Genomic DNA, 17,585 nt, shown 5'->3' with positions numbered 1-17,585 from the left:
CGTGGGGGTCCGGAGGGTCAGCGTCCGCGTTGATGACAGAGCTGTCATCCGGCCGTCATCTCGGGGACGCATCCGCCGGAGGTCCCCTCCGTGGGGGCCGACCGGCCGTGGCCGGGATCATCCGTTCCGCCGGACATTCGGGACCAAATCCACCAAGCGCCGCGCTCGTCGCATCCGATGTGGACCCTTGGACTCTTCGGAGACTCTAATGAAATCAGTAATCGCACCGGCACCAAGGGTCAACGGGGGCGTCATGGATCGGGTGCTCATCATCGAGGATGACGACCGGATAGCCAGGCTGGTGTGCCGGTCCCTTCAGGACGACGGCTATCTCGTCGAGTGCCGGGCTCGCGGCGACACCGGCCTCCAGGACGCCCTGACCGGCAAATTCGATCTGGTCATCCTCGACCTGATGCTACCCGGCCTACCCGGCGCCCAGGTCCTCGAACGCCTCGTCGAGGCCAAGCCGGACCAGCGAGTGCTCGTGCTCTCGGCCGTCCCGGAGATCGGCGCCCGGGTCGGCGTCCTCGAGGCCGGAGCCGCCGATTTCCTGGGCAAACCGTTCGCTATCGCCGAGCTGCGGGCCCGGGTCCGCGCCCGGCTGCGCGCCCCGGCACCCGGCTCGGCGATGCGCTGGCTGCGCGCGGGCGCGGTCGTGCTCGACCTACGGACGCGTCGCGCCGCGATCGGAGACCGGCAGGTCGACCTGTCCTTCCGCGAGTTCCTGCTGTTGCAGCATCTGCTCAGCCGCAGCGGCCAGGTGTGCAGCCGCGGCGAGCTGCTCTCCGATGTCTGGGGCATCACCTTCAACCCCGGCAGCAACGTGGTGGACGTCTGCGTGCGACGCCTGCGCGCCAAGCTCGATCGCCCCGACCGGATAGAGACGATACGCAATGTCGGCTATCGCGTCGCCCAGCATTAACCGGCTGCTGATCGGCGGCTGGGCGGCCGCCGCCGCGCTGTGGTCCCTGCTGATGTGGATCGCGCCGGGCAAGGAGACCGTGCCGTTCCATTTCATCTGGATCGCCCTGGCCCTGGTCTACGGCTTTACCCGGTGGAGCACCGGGGAGATGGTGTTCGCCCTGGTGGCGGTGGCGGGCGTGACCGGGTTCATCATGGTCCACCATGCCGCTTCCGGGCAGATCGGCTGGGAGGAAACCTCCGAGGTCCCACTGATGATGGCGGTCTTCGGCGTCATGGTGTGGCACGTCCGCCGTCGCAACCTGGCGGTCGCCGAGGTGCAGCGGCTCGCCGAGATGGAACAACGGCGGCTGGAACTCCAGCAACTGCTGCTGCGGCTCGCCTCACACGAGCTGCGTACGCCCATCACCGTTGCCCGCGGTTACACCGAACTGGTTCGGGACGCGCATCCGGACCCGGTGACGAGGGAGGACACCGACGTGGTCCTCGACGAGCTGGACAAGCTGGCCCGCATCACCCAGCGTGTCGTGACGCTGATGCAGGTGGAGGAGCCGCACCCGCTGCGCCCGGGCGACGTCGACCGCGCAGTCGAGCGCATAGCCCGCCGCTGGCGCCCGTCCGCCGACCGGCAGTGGTACGCGAGCTCCGATGTGGGCCTTGCCGTCATCAACGCCGAGCGTTTGGAAGCAGCCATCGACTGCCTGATCGAAAACGCCTTGAAGTTCACCGGCCCAGGTGACCGGATCGCGCTGACCGGCACCAGGGAGCCGGCCGGCTGGCAGATCGAGATCGCCGACAGCGGCACCGGCATGACCGCCGAGCAGGTCGCGGCGCTGTCGTCCGGCCGGCCGATCGGGCACACCGGCACCGGCCTCGGCATGGCCATCGTCCGCTCGGTGCTCAAAGCGCTCGGCGGCGAACTGCACATCCACAGCACTGTTGGCGCCGGCACCGTTGTCACTCTCGCCGTCCCGGCGGCCGGTCCCGGTCTGGACACCGCCGCGGCGCCGGCCGATCTGACCGTCGCCGATCCGGCAGCCTGAACGGTCAGGCCCGCCCACCACCGCCGAGAGCACGGCCTCGCGGCCCTGGCGGCGGACCTGGCCGCCAGGGCGGGTGGAGGTCCCTGTTGCCTACTGACGCCTTCCATGACAAGTGAGTCATTTCCTTGCCGCACGATCCGAGGAGCCTGGCTTCCGGTTCAGCGCTCATCGAGGTCAACCGCACTCTTGACTGCGGGCCTGGCGTGCGGCCCTTGTGCCGGCTGGCCACGCGGTTACCGTGGGCAGCGTGGCGGTTCCGCGCCGCGCCGGATGAGAAAGTTCTCATCCGTGTCTCACTGAGGCGCGTGTCGCCGGGACTCAGGATCGCGAGATGGGCTGGAAAGTGCTTGCCGGGGCCGGAGCGGCTCTCCTGGCCACCGTCGGTGGCGTCTGGTGGGCCGTGGCCGCCTCCGCCGTGCCGCCCGGCCCGGTCATCGGCCCGGCGCTGGTCGTGACGCCCCGCACCGCTGGGCAGCCGACCTCCAGCCCCACCCGTACCGTCGGCCAGCCGGATCCGTCGGATTCCGCACCCATTCCCAGCTTCTCGTCGCCCTCCGCCTCCCGTAGCCGGGCCACTGCCGCGCCGGAGACCGTCGACCCGGAATGGGCTCGCCCGGTTGAGAGTGACGACGACCAGCACGATGAGGGCGACGATTGACCGGCGCCGGGTGGCGGCCCACCGTCGGTGTACGTGTCCGGATCCTGGCCACCGTGCTGGTGCTGGCGGGCCTGGGGATGCTGGTCACCGGCGCGACGTCGCTGCTCGTGGCGCACCGGCAGCAGATCACGGCCATCGACGCCGACCTGCGGACCGAGGTCGACGAGTTCCACACGCACATCCAGCGGCTCAGCGGGGAGGGTGCCACCGATGTCCGGTCGCTGCTGCGCTCGGCGCTGCGCGAGCAGGTGCCGATGGACGAGCAGGTGCTGCTCGGCATGGTGGACGGCGTGCCCGCCTACGTCACCCGGGGCGAGCGGCCGTTCCCGCTGGAGAAGGAGTCCGGGCTGATCGCAGCCGTCGCGGCGTTGCCGCCCGGCGAGCCCACCCGGATCCGGCAGGCCACCACCACCTCAGCCGGGACGATCCGGTACGCGGTCGTCCAACTGCGCGTCGCCGGGCGGCCACAACGTGGTGTCTTGGCGGTCGCCACGAGCCTGCGCCCGGCGTACGCCCAGCTGGCGCAGAGCGCCTGGCAGTACGCGGCGCTGTCCGCCGGCGCGCTGGTCCTGATCGGCGTGGGCGGTTGGCTGGTGGCCGGGCGGCTGCTGCGCCCGCTGCGGCTGCTGCGCACCGCGGCCGACCGGATCTCGCACACCGACCTCACGGCACGGATCCCGGTCACCAGCCGGGACGACGTGACCGAGCTGACCGTGACGGTGAACCGGATGCTCGACCGGCTGGAATGGGCGTTCGACACCCAGCAGCAGTTCCTCGACGATGCCGGCCACGAGTTGCGCACCCCGCTGACGATCGTGCGTGGGCATCTCGACGTGCTCGACGTGGGCGACCCGGCCGAGGTGGCGGCCACCCGCGACATCGTCACCGACGAGTTGGACCGGATGGCACGGCTGGTCGACGATCTCGTCCTGCTCGCGCAGTCTCAGCGGCCGGACTTCGTCCGGATGGCCCCCGTCGACCTGGATCGGCTGCTGCGCGAGGCGCTCGACAAGGCGCAGGCGCTCGCCGACCGCCGGTGGGTGCTGGACGCCACGCCGCCGATCGTGGTGCTCGCCGACGCCCAACGGCTCACCCAAGCACTGCTGCAACTGGCCCACAACGCGGTGAAGCACACCGGAGCACAGGACGTCATCGCGTTCGGCGGGATGCAGGCCCCCGGCGGGGTGCTGCTCTGGGTCCGTGACAGTGGCCCCGGGGTGCCCGAGGAAGACGTCGAACGGATCTTCGAACGCTTCCAGCGGGCCCGCGCGGCGCGGGGCACCGAGGGATCCGGGCTCGGACTGTCCATCGTGGCCGGGATCGCCGCCGCGCACGACGGCCGCGTCGCCCTCGACCAGGGCGGCCCCGGCGCGCGGTTCAGCCTCATGCTGCCGCTGCGGGTGGTGTCCCGTACACCCGGCCCCACCCGGCGGCCCGGCGGCCGGTACCTCCCGGCCGAGCCGTCCGTCCCGTATCCCGACGAGTGGTCCCACCGGTGAACCGCATCCTGCTGGCGGAGGATGAGCAGCGGATCTCGTCCTTCATCGACAAAGGCCTGCGGGCGGCCGGTTTCACGGTGACCGTGGTGACCGATGGCCCGGCCGCTTACGAGGCCGCCATGTCCGGCGGCCACGACCTGCTGCTGCTCGACATCGGCCTGCCGCTGCTGGACGGGTTCGCTGTGCTGCGGCGGCTGCGGCAGGCCGGCGGCCGGATCCCGGTGATCATCCTGACCGCCCGGTCCGGCCTCAACGACACGGTCGCCGGGCTGCAGGGCGGTGCCGACGACTACATCGCCAAGCCGTTCCGCTTCGACGAACTGGTCGCCCGGATCCGGCTGCGCCTGCGCGCCGAGCACCCCGCGGTCGAGGCCACCGTGCTGCGTTACGGCGACCTCGCCCTGGACCTGACCACCCGGCGGGCGGCCGTGAACGGGCACGAGGTGGACCTCTCCACGCGGGAGTACCACCTGCTGGAGACGCTGCTGCGACACCCCGGACAGGTGCTCAGCCGGGAACAGCTGCTGAGCCGGGTGTGGGGCTACGACTTCGACCCCGGCTCGAACGTCGTCGACGTGTACGTCCGCTACCTACGGCGCAAGCTGGGTTCCGCACGGATCGAAGCGGTGCGGGGCGTCGGCTATCGGCTGACCGAGGGGTGACCGCACAGCCCGTTGATGAGAACCCTCTCATCGCCGGGCACCGGCCGGCCTCATCCGCGGGCGCCAGGATCGTTCTCACCCGGCGGGCACCAGGCCCGCCCGTGAGACCGAAGGAGCCGGCGATGAGACGTACGCACCGGACCGGCGCGGCGGTCGCCGCCGCGGCGACCCTGCTGACCGGCGCGGGATTCGCACTCGCCTCTCAGCGCAGCGCCCCGCCGCTCGGCGGCGTCACCGCCGTTTCCGACAACGAGCCCACCACGGACGGCGAGGACCTGGACGCCACCGCGCGGCAACTGCGCGCCGAGGCAAAGGACCTCCGGTCGGAGATCGCGGACCGGGCGAAGGCCGCCCGCCTGGCCGGCCAGCGGGCTCGGAACGACGCCACCGAAGATCCCACGACCAGCCCGGCCGCCAGAGCCACGACGACCGCGCCGCCGACCGACGCGACCACCGGGGCCAGCGGCTCCGGCGGGGACGAGCAGGACGGGGACGACCGCCACGAGGACGAGGACGAGGGCGGCGATGACTGACCCGGGGGCCCGGCGGACGCAGCTCACCGGGGTGGCGCTGCTCGCGCCGACCGCCGCCGCACTGCTCGCCGGGGCCGTCACGTGGGCAACCGCGCACGAGCCGGGCAAGACGACGACCACAACGGCCGGGGTGCCGTCCACCCGCCCCAGCACCGCGGACGCCGAGCAGCAGCGCCGGATACGGGAGGTGGCACAGCTGCGCGACCAGGTCGCATCGTTGCGTGAGGAGCTGGACGGGCTGCCGAAGCCGTCCGCCGCGACGACGGCGCGGCGGCCCAGCCCCGCGCGAACTTCCAAGCCGGCCGCCCGGAAGCCGGCCCGGACTACACCCCCGCCGGTCCAGGCCACCACCGGTGCGTCGTGACCGCCGCCGCGGAGCCGGTCCACACCACCACGTTCTCCGCCATGGCGTCCAAGGTCACGATGCGGGTCGTGGAGGGTGGCCCGGACAGCACCGCGGCCCTGGCCGTTGCGAGGGAGGTGTTCGCACGGGTCGAGGCGGCCTGCACCCGGTTCGACCCGGACAGCCCGCTGATGCGGGCGAACGCCGACCGGACCGCCTGGCATCAGGTGCCCGAGGAGTGTTATCTGGCCGTCGCGGAGGCCGCCCGGGCGCACCAGGAGACGGGTGGCCTGTTCGACCCGCGGGTCCTGGACACCCTGGTGGCTCTGGGCTACGACCGGACGCTGCCCTTCCGGTCCGGCCGGGTGGCGGTGACCGGGTCGGGTGGGCCGGTCACCGTACCGGTCACGTCGTGGCGTCCCGGCTTCGACCCGGCGCACCGATCGATACGTCTTGGCGCGGCCCGCATCGACCTCGGCGGGATCGGCAAGGGACTCGCCGTCCGCCTGGCAGCCGAGTTACTGGCCGACGCCGGTGGCTCCCACCTGATCGAGGCCGGTGGTGACTGCCACGTCAGCGGCGTCGGACCGGACGGTGACGGCTGGCGGATCGGCGTCGAGGACCCGGCCGGCGGCGACCAGCCGGTCGCGGTCGTGCGGCTGCGCGATACGGGATGCGCCACCTCGTCGCTGCGCGTCCGCTCGTGGCTGGTGGACGGGCGCCCGGTGCATCACCTGATCGACCCGCGTACCGGACGCAGCGCCGAGGGCGGGCTGCTGTCGGTGACCGTCCTGGACCCCGACCCGGTCCGGGCCGAGGTGTGGAGCAAATCGCTGCTCATCGCCGGACGTGGGCGGATCGCCGCGCTCGCCCGGCAACGCCGTCTGCCCGCACTCTGGGTCGACGACCAGCACCGGATCACGGCAAGCCAACAGATGCAGCCGTACGTGATCTGGGAGGCAACGGATGCGGGCTGAGTCGCCGGGCCGCCCCCTGGCGGTCGACGTCGCCCTGATCACCGGCAGCGCGGGACTGGCCGCGTGGCTGGTGGCCCGCGCGGTCACCGCCGTCGCCGGCGACCGCAACGCCCCGTGGATCCTCGGGCGGGCCTCGGGCCTCGGGGCCTACCTGCTGCTCGTGGCGCTGGTCGGGACGGGAACGCTGCTGGCGCACCCGTGGAGTGTGCGCTGGCGCCGCCCGGGACCGGCCGCGCGGCTACGCCTGCACGCCGGGCTGGCCGCTTTCACCCTGGCTTTCCTTGTGCTGCACGTGGTGGTGCTGGCCACCGACCCGTACGCCAAGGTCGGCTGGTGGGGTGCCGTGCTTCCGATGGCCTCGCAGTACCGGCCCGCGTCGGTGACCCTGGGGGTGGTCGGCGGCTGGTGCGGGCTGATCGCCGGGCTGACCGCCGCCCTCGCGGGCCGGATCACCCGGCGGTTCTGGTGGCCGCTGCACCGCGCCGCCGTCGGCTGTTTCATTCTCGTCTGGCTGCACGGTGTCCTCGCCGGCAGCGACACCACCGCCCTCCGCGCCCTGTACCTGCTCACCGCGGCTGCCCTGCTCATACTGGCGACCACCCGATACGCGGCGACCAGCCGGGCCGACCGCATGCGCCAACTCCCGGCACGCCGACCCACCGCCGGAGGCCGCCCGTGAGCGCCGCCACCCGCCTGGCCGACGAGGCCCCGCCACGCCCGATCCCCCTGCTCGACGGCGCCATCCGCTACCGCGCCGCCGACCGCCGGCTGCTCAGCGGCCCACAACCGGACGGCCTGGCCGAGCACCTGGCCCGCTACGGCGCCCGGCCCCGCCGATCCGGCCGCAGCCTGATCACCGCGATGGACGCGATCCAACTGACCGGACGCGGCGGAGCGCGCTTCCCGGCCGCGGCCAAATGGCGCACCGCACTTGCCGCCGGCGGCCGCGGATACGTCGTGGCCAACGGCGCCGAGGGTGAACCGGCAAGCGCCAAGGACGCCGCCCTGCTCCAGCACCGGCCGCACCTGGTTCTGGATGGCCTGGCGACGGCCGCCGAGACAATGGACGCCACCGGCGCCGTCGTGTGGCTGCACGAGACCGCACACGCCACCCGACACGCGATCGGCCGCGCTCTGGCCGAACGGCGTGCCGCCGGCCTGATCGAGCCGCCCGTCCACGTGCTGGCCGGACCGGACCACTACCTGACCGGGGAATCCAGCGCCGTCATCAGCGGCCTGGCCGGCGGCCCGGTGCTCCCGGCGTTCCAGCGGGTCCCGGCCGCCCGCGCCGGACTGTACGGGCGGCCCACCCTCGTACAGAACGTGGAAACCCTGGCGCGGGTCGCCCTGCTCGCCCGGACCGGGCCCGTCGCGCCGCAGCCCGGACCGATGGTGACCGTCGCCGCCGGCGGCCTGCTCACCGTACTCGAACCCCCGCCGAACGCCACCGTCGCCCGGATCCTCCAGGTCAGCGGCGTCCTCGGCGGACCGTCCGCTCAGCCGCCGCAGGCCGTCCTGCTCGGCGGCTACGGCGGCGGCTGGGCCACCTGGACGGCGATCGGAGGCTGTCCGATCGGACACCTCGACGGCCACGGGCCGGTCCCGGCCGACACCCCGTCCCTGGGCGCCGGGATCATCGTGCCCCTGCCACGGGACGCCTGCGGGGTAGCCGAAACCGCGTCCGCCCTCGACTACCTGGCCCGCTCGAGCGCCGGGCAATGCGGGCCGTGCGTCTTCGGCACCCGCGAACTGGCTGACACGATGACCCGGCTCGCCACCGGCCGGTCACGCCGGCACGACGGGGACCGCATCCGGAGGCTGACCGGCGAAATCGACGGCCGGGGAGCCTGCGGCCTGCCGGACGGCGCCACCCGGATCGCGTCGACGGCGCTCCACGTCTTCGCCGCAGACGTCCACGAACATCTCCGCCGCGACCGGTGCCTGCACCCGGGCAGCCAGGCGGTCCTGCCAGTGCCGGAGATCCGATGAACCGGCCTCAACGCCCCACCGGCGCTGCCACCTCCGGGCTCCCGGGCAGCGCTGTGCTGCGAGTGGACCCGACAGCCTGCGACGGCGTCGCGATGTGCGCCCACCTGGCCCCGGACTTGATCGAGCTCGACAGCTGGGGCTTCCCCATCGTGCGGGCCAACCTCACTGAACGCGCCGAACTGCGAGCCGCGCGGGCCGCCGCGGCCGGATGCCCCCGGCGGGCATTGCACGTGGACAAAACACACTGAAGCCCACAGCGCTCCCCCGCGACAAGATCTCCTTTCGAAAAGGTACTTTCCGTCGATCCGTATCAGGGCTTGATCGCGTTTTGACGATTCTCAGGAACCTCCTTTACTCGAATTCCGTCGACGCGCTACCGGACCGTGACAGGATCTCGCCGCCCCGCAGGCGGGCGAGTTTGGGAATCCTTCTTTGCCGCGCCTGCGGTGCTTAACACCGGATAGAACGTTCCGGGCCTCAGCCGGTGCGCATCTCCGCAGAGGTATCTGCCTCAGGGAGAAGGCTCGTGTTCTAGCGAGGGAAGATACAAGGCGGTGCGGATCGCCCTACCTGCGCACTTCCGAGCCGGCGCACCAGAAGCTCCTCAGCTACCCGGCTGACGGATTGCGGCGCCCGGATCGGTGCTCTGCTCAAGGGCCGTCCACCACTCCTCCAGCTCATCGACCCGGCCCTGGAGTGCGGCGTTCGCCGCCCGGGCCGTCGCCAGTTCCTCGGTCAGCGCACCGATCGGCCCGGAGGCGGTCAGGGCGTCGAGCCAGCCCGCGACCAGCCGATCCTCAGCGGCGACCCGGCGGAGCGCGGAGGCGACCACCTCCGGTGACAACTCAGCCACGAACTCTCTCGGGAGCGTGAGCAGGCGAGCGACCTCGCCGAGGTTCCGCGCGGCGCTCATCTGGCGCCGAAGGCGCTCGGCGGACGGCACCGCCGGTTCGGCCGGTGTCGCAGCCGCGATCGGCTTGGCGGGAGAAGGAGAGGGCTTCGACACAGGCGCGGGCGTAGGTGCCGGCTCCGGGTCAGGCTCGGCCTCTGACGGGAGTTCGGGAAGGTCGTCCCCCACCCAGGCGTAGGCCAGAGTGTCGCCCTTCTGCCGTCGGACGACATTTGGCCACTTGGGCAGAACCGCCAGCGCGCGGGGCCCGTGCCGGGCCCAGGTCTCGTTCCGGAGACCGAGCTCGGCCAGACGCTCCCGGATCTCTCGCACCTTCAGCGGGACGGACGACTCGGCCAACAGGTGGAGAACCACCGCGAGGGGCTCTTGGGCGAAGACGGCGTGGAACAGCCGGGAGTCGGACAGAGCCAGGAAACGCAGCGAACCCCTCGTCGCGACGTGAACGCCGGCGCCCCGTGGGACAAGCTCTTCCTCATCGGTGTCATCCCACTTGACCTGATAGTTTGTCCCGTCATCCGCGAGGATCGATCCGGCTCGGGTACGGCGTACGCCGAACGAATCGGACACCCGGACAAGACCCTGATCTGCGCTCACGAATGCGACTGTAATGGTTATCGTCGCGGCCGGGGCGCCGGCCGGAGCCAGCCCATCCTGGCCAGGCTCATCGGCCGTGTGCGCCCAGCGCCGGCTTGGCCGAACAACTCTGAGAGGAGATGGGCGCGCTTGCCGGTCGCCCGTACGGACAGATCGGTGAGCTTGTCACTCGGTTCGAGGTCGAGCGTGAACGTGTGCCCGTCCCGGGGCTTCCTGGACGCGCTGCTGGCGCGGATGGGCATGGAGACCGCCAGGCCGCCCAGCATCGAGAGACAGTACGAAACGTTCAGCGCTGGCCGCGTAGACTCAGTCAGCTGCGAAGCAGCGAGCACATAGTTGTACCGAGTGGTCTCCGGATGATTCCCGGCGCGCAACCACCGGTCCCAGTCTCTCAGCAACACTGCCCAGGCCTGACTCTGAACACCAGCCAGCAGATTCTCAATCTTCATTGCCAGCTCCCCGGTCAAAGAGTCGCTGCCCCGGTATCTGTCAAGTCAAATGAGACATTTTGGGGTCAAATATTCTGTAGTTCTGGGCCATTTATTTTAGTTAACGACACGTCAGCAGCGATTCGCTTGCGCTCACCTTCTCGATCCCTACCTGACGCATCAAGTACGCCTTTTCCTCGACGCTCACCACGACGGTCATCAACCAACGCAGCACGAGGCGGTTTGAAGCCTCCCCCCGCAGGGCGGCTCCGAAGGGCCAAATCCTTCATCATCTGCGCAGCACGCATCGACCGAGGTCTCCTACGTCAACATCGACTACCTCGCTCTCTGCGCTCGTGGCGCACGGACATCACGAAACTGCCCGGCCCTACTCGGGGTGTCTACTACGACGCCTACGTGATGATCGACATCTTCAGCCGGTACATCGTCGGATACAAGGTCGCTACGACCGAGTCCGCGGCACTGGCCGAGGACTTCATCACCGGCGTGTTCGCGGTCCACGGCGTCCCGCAGGTCGTGCACGCCGACCAGGGCACGTCGATGACCTCGAAGAAAGTCGCTGACCTGATCGCTGACCTGCATGTGCTGCGTTCGCATTCGCGCCCGCACGTCTCCAACGACAACCCGTACTCCGAAGCGGCGTTCAAAACGGTGAAGTACCACCCGTCGTTCCCGGGCCGGTTCGGCTCGATCCAAGACGCCCGCGCGTTCTGCGACACGTTCTTCACCTGGTACAACCACGAACATCACCACACCGGCATCGGCCTGCACACCCCGGCCTCGGTCCACTACGGCCACGCCGACGCGGCAGCCGTTGCCCGCCAACGGGTCCTGGACACCGCCACCATTCACCAACGTTCGGCCTCAACCGCGTCGGTGGATCGATGCTGAGGTCACCGACGGGCGTTCAGCCACTGAGAATTCGGTGCATAGTTAAAGCTCAATTTCGACCTCAACTAGCTTATCGCCAACGAGTCAAGGCTCGTTGGCACAGAAGCAGAGCGAAGGATCCAAAATTATCACCGAGCCTCTCCATGCTTTGACGGTCCGCGATACCAGGATTCCACACAAGGACCGGATACTCGCCCTCCTGATCAGCTTTTGAGGCGTCCAGGACTACCAATCCACCCATTCCGTCGAACATAACTACAATCAATTCAAATGGCATTCCATACTGACCGCGAGCATCCATGGTCTCAGTTACGGAACCCAGCAATTTCTGCCCAAAGGCAGGCGTCTGATACACGCCGAGGAACTCTTCGCCAGCAATATCCCAGGTTCCGAACTCTTCGATCATCCGCCGGTACGATGGAGGAAATGCGACGCCCAATTCCCGCTCAGCGGCGGCTACTGTCTCTATGTCGCAGCCATCTGCATGGCTCGCGATGTCGTCGTTGCCGCGAACCAGTTCTATCAGACCTTCACTGGCCTCGATCGCAGTTGTCATCCGCCAAATCCTGCCGCTCTGTCTTTCCAGTATTGGGATTTCCATGCATTGAAGGCATCTCGATCTATGCCGCTGGGGATCTTGGTACCCGCCTTCCAATGCAGCTGATTATAGCTCCCAAAGTGCATCGAATGCGTCACCTCGGCGATAGGCCCGTCCTGCGTCTGAAGCATGTGATGTAGATTCAGCGGCTTACCATCCGGACCAATCGGCGCCAACCCTTGCTGCATTCTTTTGAGGTTGCTCCGCCCATATTTGTCGACTGGAGAAAAGTAGGAGGGATTCACCAGATCGTCTCGCTGATAAATTCGCTGGCCATTGTATTCGGTTCGCGACCAGAAGCTATCCCCGCAGTCCCAGGCGGTTGCTGAAGGCAGTTGGTTGCCGTAGCGCTTGAGGCCGAGGACGGTGCATCCGTCCTCTTCCCACCACACCTGGCTCTGGCGGTCGCCATCGTTGTGGTCGGCCGATGGCCCTCCGCCCTGAGATCATCTCGGGAGTGACGCCGAACATGAGAAATTCTCGCCCGTGATCGGCTGGTGTGGGTCAGCCAAAATGAGACTTCATCGATGAGCGGGAGCGGACCATGTCGACGGTGGACGTGATCACGACGGCACTGGCTGCTGGCGCAGGTGCCGGCATGACGGATACGGCTTCGGCGGCTGTGAAAGACGCCTACACCGGGTTGAAGGATCTACTCAAACGTCGCCTCGGCGGTGACCGCGCGGTGTTGCAGGCGTTGGAGGCCGATCAGGAGGGGGCAGAGCCCGGCGTTTGGCTGACTCAGATCGGTGACGCTCTGACCGCGATCGGCGCCGACCGCGACGAGCACATCATTGCAGCCGCCTACCGGCTGTTGGAGCTGTCCGACCTGGCGAGGTCGTCGGCTGTTAGCTACCACGTCGACGTGCGGGAGGCGAAGCCCTCTCCGCCAAGATCGTTTGAGACACCTCGTGTGAGTGGGGTGCTGGCTTGAGGGCGGGGATCGGAGATCCTGGTGAGCGTGTCCACTTCATCTGGCAAGCAGTCGTCGGCGGGCGGGTCTGATCCGGCGCCGAAGCCGTCGCGTCGTGCGTTCAGCCCGGCGTACAAACTCGCGATGGTTGCCGAGTACGAGAGCACCCCGAATGGGGAGAAAGGCTCAATGCTGCGGCGGGAGGGCCTGTATTCGTCCCACATCATCGAATGGGCGCGGGCGCGTGATGCCGGCCTGCTCGGGAAGCCTGACGGGTGGGAGACAGGTTCCGGAGCATCCGGGCCCGGGCGGGCCAGGAAGAAGAGCAGTGAGCAGCTGGAGTTGGAGCGGCTGCGTCGGCAGAACGAGAAGTTACAGGCGGATTTGAAGAAGACCCGCATGGCCTTGGACATCATGGGAAAAGCACACGCGCTCTTGGAGGAACTGTCCGGGAGCGCGGACGATCAGAATCCGCCGAAGAAATCCTGAGCACAGCGTTCGAGGACTTACGCGTGGCCGAAATATCGGTGCAGCGGGCGTGCACGCTGACCGGAACGTCGCGGGCGACCTACTACCGGCGGGTGAAACCGGTCGGGCCGCGGCACGGGCCGTGGCTGCCGCGGACCCCGCCACCGCAGACCTTGAGTTCTGCGGAACGTGTGCAGGTCCTGGCCGTGCTCAACGCGCCCGCCTACGCCGATCTGGCGATCCCGCAGGTCTGGGCGCGGGAGCTCGATGCGGGCCGGTACTGGTGCTCGATGTCCACGATGTATCGGATAGCGCGGGCGGCGGGGCAGAGCCGGGAACGTCGCCGGCAGGCCACGCACCCGCCGCGGGTCCGTCCGGAGCTGGTAGCGACCGGCCCGTCGCAGGTGTGGTCGTGGGACATCACCGCGTTGAAAGGCCCGGTGAAAGGCGTCTGGTTCAAATGCTATGTCATTATCGATATTTACTCGCGTTACGTGACCGGCTGGCTGGTCGCCGCAGCCGAGGACGCGATCGTCGCCCGCGATTTCCTGGCCACGGCGGTTACCGGCAACGGAATCGAGCCGCATACCATCCACGCTGACCGCGGCGGCGCCATGACCTCGAAACCGGTGTCAGAGATGCTGGTCGACCTCGGTGTCCTACGGTCGCATTCCCGGCCGAGAACGTCGAACGACAACCCGTACTCCGAAGCCCAATTCAAAACAATGAAATACATGCCCGACTTCCCAGACCGGTTCGGATCTATCGCCGACGCCCGCGCCTTCTGCGACACATTCTTCACCGCCTACAACCACGAACACCGCCACTCCGGGATCGGCTGGCACACCCCGGCGTCGGTGCACTACGGCACCGCCGACCAGATCCGCAAACACCGCCAGACCACTTTGGACGCCGCCTACACGCAACACCCCGCCCGGTTCACCCGCCGGCCCCACGCACCCCAACTCCCGGAGCAGGCCTGGATCAACCAGCCAACAACTCAGGCACAAACCGTCTCAATTTGACTTGACAAATACCGAAGGGCGTCCAGGTCGGTGACCACAACACCCAGCACAACACCTTCTCCTGACTTCGACTCGGACCGGCGTCGTTGCCGGCAGGGCGTGGGGTGTGTTCGCTGGCAGTTACGGCAGCCAGTACAACTACTTCGCCGAGGAACCTCGATGTCATCCGCCCGCCGGATCGGTATCGTGCCGCAGTCGGCCGCCTCGCTCGGGCCAGCACAGATACCGAGCAGAACGAGCCACGGCCGGCCGCGCGCCATAGCGACGCGGACGTGGAGATCAGGCCAGCCTATCGGCTACCTTCATTCAGAAGATGGATGATGCACTCGAAGCGACAGACAGCGGGACGACTTGGCTTAATGCCAGTGGCGCGCAGGGCCTGCAGGTTGGTTCAAACAACGTGCAGCTCAACCGCTTCGGTTATACACCGCCGGTCGTTCGTTCCTCGTACCTAGAACAAGTACGACAAATCGCTCCCTCGACGTTGATCGGCCGCGACGCCGAATTGGCCGACTTGGCCGCATTCTGCGCCAATGATGCGGAGCACGCCTACGGGTGGTGGCGCGCATCAGCGTGGGCGGGCAAATCGGCACTATTGTCGTGGTTCGCCCTGCATCCGCCGCCCGGCATCAAGGTCGTGTCCTTCTTCATCACGGCACGGCACCACCGACAAAACGACCGAAAGGCGTTCATCGACAACGTCCTGATGCAGCTTGCCGAACTACTCGAGTATCGAGGCCTCCCGCCTGGTCTCACCGACTCGACGCAGGAGGCACACCTGACTGGGATGCTGTCCGCGGCGGCGGCAGCATGTCGGCAGTCCGGTGAACGGCTCGTTCTGCTCGTGGACGGGCTCGACGAAGATCGCGGCGTGACCGTGGCACCCGATTCCTACAGCATCGCGGGAACCCTACCTCGTCGGCCGCCATCCCAATTGAAAATTGTGGTGTCGAGCCGGCCCGATCCGCCACTCCCGCAAGACGTCCCTGATGATCATCCCTTACGTGCCAGTTGCCGAATCTGGGATCTCCAGCAGTCGGCGGACGCTGACATCGTTCGCGCCGATGCCGAGCGGGATTTGAAGCGGATTGTCACCACCGGCGGCGTCGAGCGCGACATCCTCGGCTTCGTGGCAGCCGCCGGGAGTGGTTTATCGATACGCGATCTGACAGAACTGATCAACGAAGAGGAATGGCTCGTCACGGATCACCTGTCCAGCTTCACCGGCCGGACCTTCAGACGCGTCGACGCCACCTACGTACTCGCTCACGAGGACCTGCACCCAACCGCGACGAGGTTGCTCGGGACTCGCCTGCACGACTATCAACAACGCCTGCACGAATGGGCCGAGCATTACCGCCGACTGGGCTGGCCGGCCGGGACACCGGACTACCTCCTGCGCGGATACTTCCGGATAACGCACAGCGACGTCGCGCGTATGGTGCGGTACGCCACCGATGCCGACCGCCACGACCGCATGCTCGACCACACAGGCGGCGACGCAGTTGCACTCGACGAGACCGTCCAGGCACAGGAGGCACTGCTCGCCTTCACAGAACCAGACCTCCCGGCGATGTGCCAGCTTGCGCTGCACCGAGCGGACCTCGAGGAACGCAACGCGAAGATGCCACTGAGCCTTCCGAGGCTGTGGGCCGCCGTCGGCAACCTCGACCGGGCCGAGGCACTGATCCGTTCGATCCCCGAGGACGGCAACCGCCGCGCAGTCGCGCTGATTCTGCTGGCACCCGAGGTGGCCGCCGCTGGGCATCATTTGCGGGCCGAGGTGCTGGTTGCCATGATCCCATCACGCCTATACGTGGCCGCCGAAGAGCCGGACAAGGCAATCTGTGCGGTAGTGCGCAAGATCGCCGAAGGCGGCGACTACGACCGGGCCATCAACCTCACGCAGACAGCGCAGCAACCCTTCTGGCAAGCCCGAGCATACGGTGAGGTCGCTATCGCGGCAGCGATCCGCGGCGAGGACCTCGCACAGGCCGAGGCGTTGGCCGAACAAGTTCCCATGCCTTACTGGCGGGCGCAAGTGTTCGCTGTGCTAATGAAGATGGCCGCCCGGGCTGGCAACGCCGGCTTGGCCGCCCGGCTGGCCAGCCGGGCGGAGACTGAGGTCGACAACATCCCGAAAGGTAACGACCGGCCCATCGCTCTCGCGTTTCTCGCGGAGGAGGCCGACGACTCGGGAGACGGCGATCGGGCCAAACGGTTCGCCGCGCTCGCTGCCAAAGAAGCATCGGCGTTGGAAAACCGACTCAACCGCATCGACAAGTTGACGAGTATCGCTCCACGACTCGCAGAGATCCTCGACCAAAGTGACCTGGCGAAGCTCGCACAGATCGCCGAGATGACACTCAATGCGGCGTTGGACGATCATCAGATCACGCTCGAGCAACAGATCAGACTGGTAGGTCCCACTGCGGCGGCTTGGTACACGGCAGGCGACAGAGAACGTGCATTAGCGGTCACAGATGCAGTCGCGGCCCCGTCGCATCGCGACACCGCTCTCCTCGACCTAGTCAAAGTCGCCGCCGGAGCCGGTGACCTTGAGCATGCCCGTGCACTGCTGGGATCCTTCTCCGGCTCATCGGGCAGAGACTCGGCCCTCGGCAGAATCGTCGGAACCCTCACAGGCCCGAACGCCGACGAGCAGATCGCCGACCTTGTGAACGCCATCCAGGACCGCGCAAGTCACGCCTCCGCGCTCGCCGCTTGGGGTTATCGCCTGGCCAAGCGCGGTGACCTTCAAACCGCGACCGAACTCGCGGAGCGCGCCGAGGCAGTCGTTCGATCCGCCGGTGATCCCGCCGGACGAGTCGCGCTGCTGGTCCCTCTGCTGTCCGTGCTTGTCGAGGCCGGCGACACCGAACGTGCCCAGGCCGTGGCCAACCGAGCCGTGGAGGCTTACCAGGCCATCCCCGAGTGGTTGCGGTCCGACTTCAAACTGGCCGCGTTCGTCCGAGCGTCCACCCGGGCCGGCGCCCACCACGCGGCCGCCACGGCCGCGCAACTGATCAAAGGACCGGATGTCCGCGCAGAGGCGCAGATCGACCTCGCCATCTCGGTGACCCAATCAGGTGAACGCGACGTGGCGCTCGAT

The 17,585-nt window shown here is 68.3% G+C and carries 18 protein-coding genes and 2 pseudogenes; 16 read left to right on the top strand and 4 right to left on the bottom strand.

The window, feature by feature from the left end:
- The first annotated feature begins 253 nt into the window (after positions 1–253).
- The 11 genes from Adu01nite_RS45360 to Adu01nite_RS49035 all read left to right on the top strand — a co-directional run bounded on the left by Adu01nite_RS45360 (position 254) and on the right by Adu01nite_RS49035 (position 8,873).
- On the top strand, positions 254–922 hold the full coding sequence (locus Adu01nite_RS45360) for a response regulator transcription factor (protein ID WP_203735611.1): 669 nt from the start codon (positions 254–256) through the stop codon (positions 920–922).
- Positions 894–1,964 (top strand): sensor histidine kinase, encoded by a 1,071-nt coding sequence (locus Adu01nite_RS45355; RefSeq protein ID WP_203735610.1) that lies wholly within the window; start codon positions 894–896, stop codon positions 1,962–1,964. The genes Adu01nite_RS45360 and Adu01nite_RS45355 overlap by 29 nt, the downstream gene beginning before the upstream one ends.
- Positions 1,965–2,295: 331 nt before the next feature.
- The gene (locus Adu01nite_RS45350) at positions 2,296–2,622 is read left to right on the top strand and encodes a hypothetical protein (RefSeq protein WP_203735609.1); all 327 of its coding nucleotides are present in this window, start codon (positions 2,296–2,298) and stop codon (positions 2,620–2,622) included.
- On the top strand, positions 2,619–4,121 hold the full coding sequence (locus tag Adu01nite_RS45345) for a sensor histidine kinase (RefSeq protein WP_203735608.1): 1,503 nt from the start codon (positions 2,619–2,621) through the stop codon (positions 4,119–4,121). The genes Adu01nite_RS45350 and Adu01nite_RS45345 overlap by 4 nt, the downstream gene beginning before the upstream one ends.
- On the top strand, positions 4,118–4,783 hold the full coding sequence (locus Adu01nite_RS45340; RefSeq protein WP_203735607.1) for a response regulator transcription factor: 666 nt from the start codon (positions 4,118–4,120) through the stop codon (positions 4,781–4,783). Before Adu01nite_RS45345 ends, Adu01nite_RS45340 begins: the two co-directional genes overlap by 4 nt.
- A 122-nt stretch (positions 4,784–4,905) precedes the next feature.
- Positions 4,906–5,316 (top strand): hypothetical protein, encoded by a 411-nt coding sequence (locus Adu01nite_RS45335; RefSeq protein ID WP_203735606.1) that lies wholly within the window; start codon positions 4,906–4,908, stop codon positions 5,314–5,316.
- A complete protein-coding gene (locus tag Adu01nite_RS45330; RefSeq protein WP_203735605.1) occupies positions 5,309–5,680 on the top strand; it encodes a hypothetical protein in 372 nt (123 codons plus the stop codon). The genes Adu01nite_RS45335 and Adu01nite_RS45330 overlap by 8 nt, the downstream gene beginning before the upstream one ends.
- On the top strand, positions 5,677–6,636 hold the full coding sequence (locus tag Adu01nite_RS45325) for an FAD:protein FMN transferase (RefSeq protein WP_203735604.1): 960 nt from the start codon (positions 5,677–5,679) through the stop codon (positions 6,634–6,636). Before Adu01nite_RS45330 ends, Adu01nite_RS45325 begins: the two co-directional genes overlap by 4 nt.
- Positions 6,626–7,315 (top strand): ferric reductase-like transmembrane domain-containing protein, encoded by a 690-nt coding sequence (locus Adu01nite_RS45320; RefSeq protein ID WP_203735603.1) that lies wholly within the window; start codon positions 6,626–6,628, stop codon positions 7,313–7,315. Before Adu01nite_RS45325 ends, Adu01nite_RS45320 begins: the two co-directional genes overlap by 11 nt.
- Positions 7,312–8,625, top strand: coding sequence for an NADH-ubiquinone oxidoreductase-F iron-sulfur binding region domain-containing protein (locus tag Adu01nite_RS45315; RefSeq protein ID WP_203735602.1), 1,314 nt, complete (start codon positions 7,312–7,314; stop codon positions 8,623–8,625). Before Adu01nite_RS45320 ends, Adu01nite_RS45315 begins: the two co-directional genes overlap by 4 nt.
- The gene (locus Adu01nite_RS49035; protein WP_203735601.1) at positions 8,622–8,873 is read left to right on the top strand and encodes a ferredoxin; all 252 of its coding nucleotides are present in this window, start codon (positions 8,622–8,624) and stop codon (positions 8,871–8,873) included. The genes Adu01nite_RS45315 and Adu01nite_RS49035 overlap by 4 nt, the downstream gene beginning before the upstream one ends.
- A gap of 356 nt (positions 8,874–9,229) precedes the next feature.
- Here Adu01nite_RS49035 and Adu01nite_RS45305 read toward each other — a convergent pair whose 3' ends face one another.
- Positions 9,230–10,129 (bottom strand): hypothetical protein, encoded by a 900-nt coding sequence (locus tag Adu01nite_RS45305; RefSeq protein ID WP_203735600.1) that lies wholly within the window; start codon positions 10,127–10,129, stop codon positions 9,230–9,232.
- Between the two features lie 17 nt (positions 10,130–10,146).
- Positions 10,147–10,578 carry a hypothetical protein gene (locus Adu01nite_RS45300; RefSeq protein WP_203735599.1) on the bottom strand — a complete coding sequence of 144 codons (432 nt, stop codon included), beginning with the start codon at positions 10,576–10,578 and terminating at the stop codon, positions 10,147–10,149.
- Positions 10,579–10,896: 318 nt separating this feature from the next.
- Between Adu01nite_RS45300 and Adu01nite_RS45295 the strand changes: the two are divergent.
- A pseudogene (locus Adu01nite_RS45295) lies at positions 10,897–11,415 on the top strand (transposase); the annotation flags it as partial.
- 124 nt (positions 11,416–11,539) lie between these two features.
- Here the strand turns inward: Adu01nite_RS45295 and Adu01nite_RS45290 are convergent.
- Together Adu01nite_RS45290 and Adu01nite_RS45285 are read right to left on the bottom strand one after the other, a co-directional pair.
- The gene (locus Adu01nite_RS45290) at positions 11,540–12,025 is read right to left on the bottom strand and encodes an SMI1/KNR4 family protein (protein WP_203735597.1); all 486 of its coding nucleotides are present in this window, start codon (positions 12,023–12,025) and stop codon (positions 11,540–11,542) included.
- Positions 12,022–12,459: an HNH/ENDO VII family nuclease gene (locus tag Adu01nite_RS45285; protein WP_203735596.1), complete on the bottom strand. Its 438-nt coding sequence runs from the start codon at positions 12,457–12,459 to the stop codon at positions 12,022–12,024. The genes Adu01nite_RS45290 and Adu01nite_RS45285 overlap by 4 nt, the downstream gene beginning before the upstream one ends.
- A gap of 152 nt (positions 12,460–12,611) precedes the next feature.
- On the opposite strand from Adu01nite_RS45285, the gene Adu01nite_RS45280 reads away from it, so the two are divergent.
- The 4 genes and pseudogenes from Adu01nite_RS45280 to Adu01nite_RS45265 all read left to right on the top strand — a co-directional run.
- Entirely contained in the window at positions 12,612–13,001 is a 390-nt protein-coding gene (locus tag Adu01nite_RS45280; RefSeq protein WP_203735595.1) for a Het-E N-terminal domain-containing protein, read from the top strand.
- 27 nt (positions 13,002–13,028) lie between these two features.
- The gene (locus tag Adu01nite_RS45275; RefSeq protein WP_203735594.1) at positions 13,029–13,469 is read left to right on the top strand and encodes a hypothetical protein; all 441 of its coding nucleotides are present in this window, start codon (positions 13,029–13,031) and stop codon (positions 13,467–13,469) included.
- Complete coding sequence (locus Adu01nite_RS45270; protein WP_379138524.1) at positions 13,463–14,473, top strand: IS3 family transposase; 1,011 nt, start codon at positions 13,463–13,465, stop codon at positions 14,471–14,473. The genes Adu01nite_RS45275 and Adu01nite_RS45270 overlap by 7 nt, the downstream gene beginning before the upstream one ends.
- Positions 14,474–14,786: 313 nt before the next feature.
- Positions 14,787–17,585, top strand: a pseudogene (locus Adu01nite_RS45265) (hypothetical protein); the annotation flags it as partial.

Origin of the sequence: Paractinoplanes durhamensis (genome assembly GCF_016862175.1) — a bacterium.
Classification (GTDB): domain Bacteria; phylum Actinomycetota; class Actinomycetes; order Mycobacteriales; family Micromonosporaceae; genus Actinoplanes; species Actinoplanes durhamensis.
The sequence above is the reverse complement of the archived record's forward strand: the minus strand, read 5'-3'. Positions and strand labels throughout refer to the sequence as shown.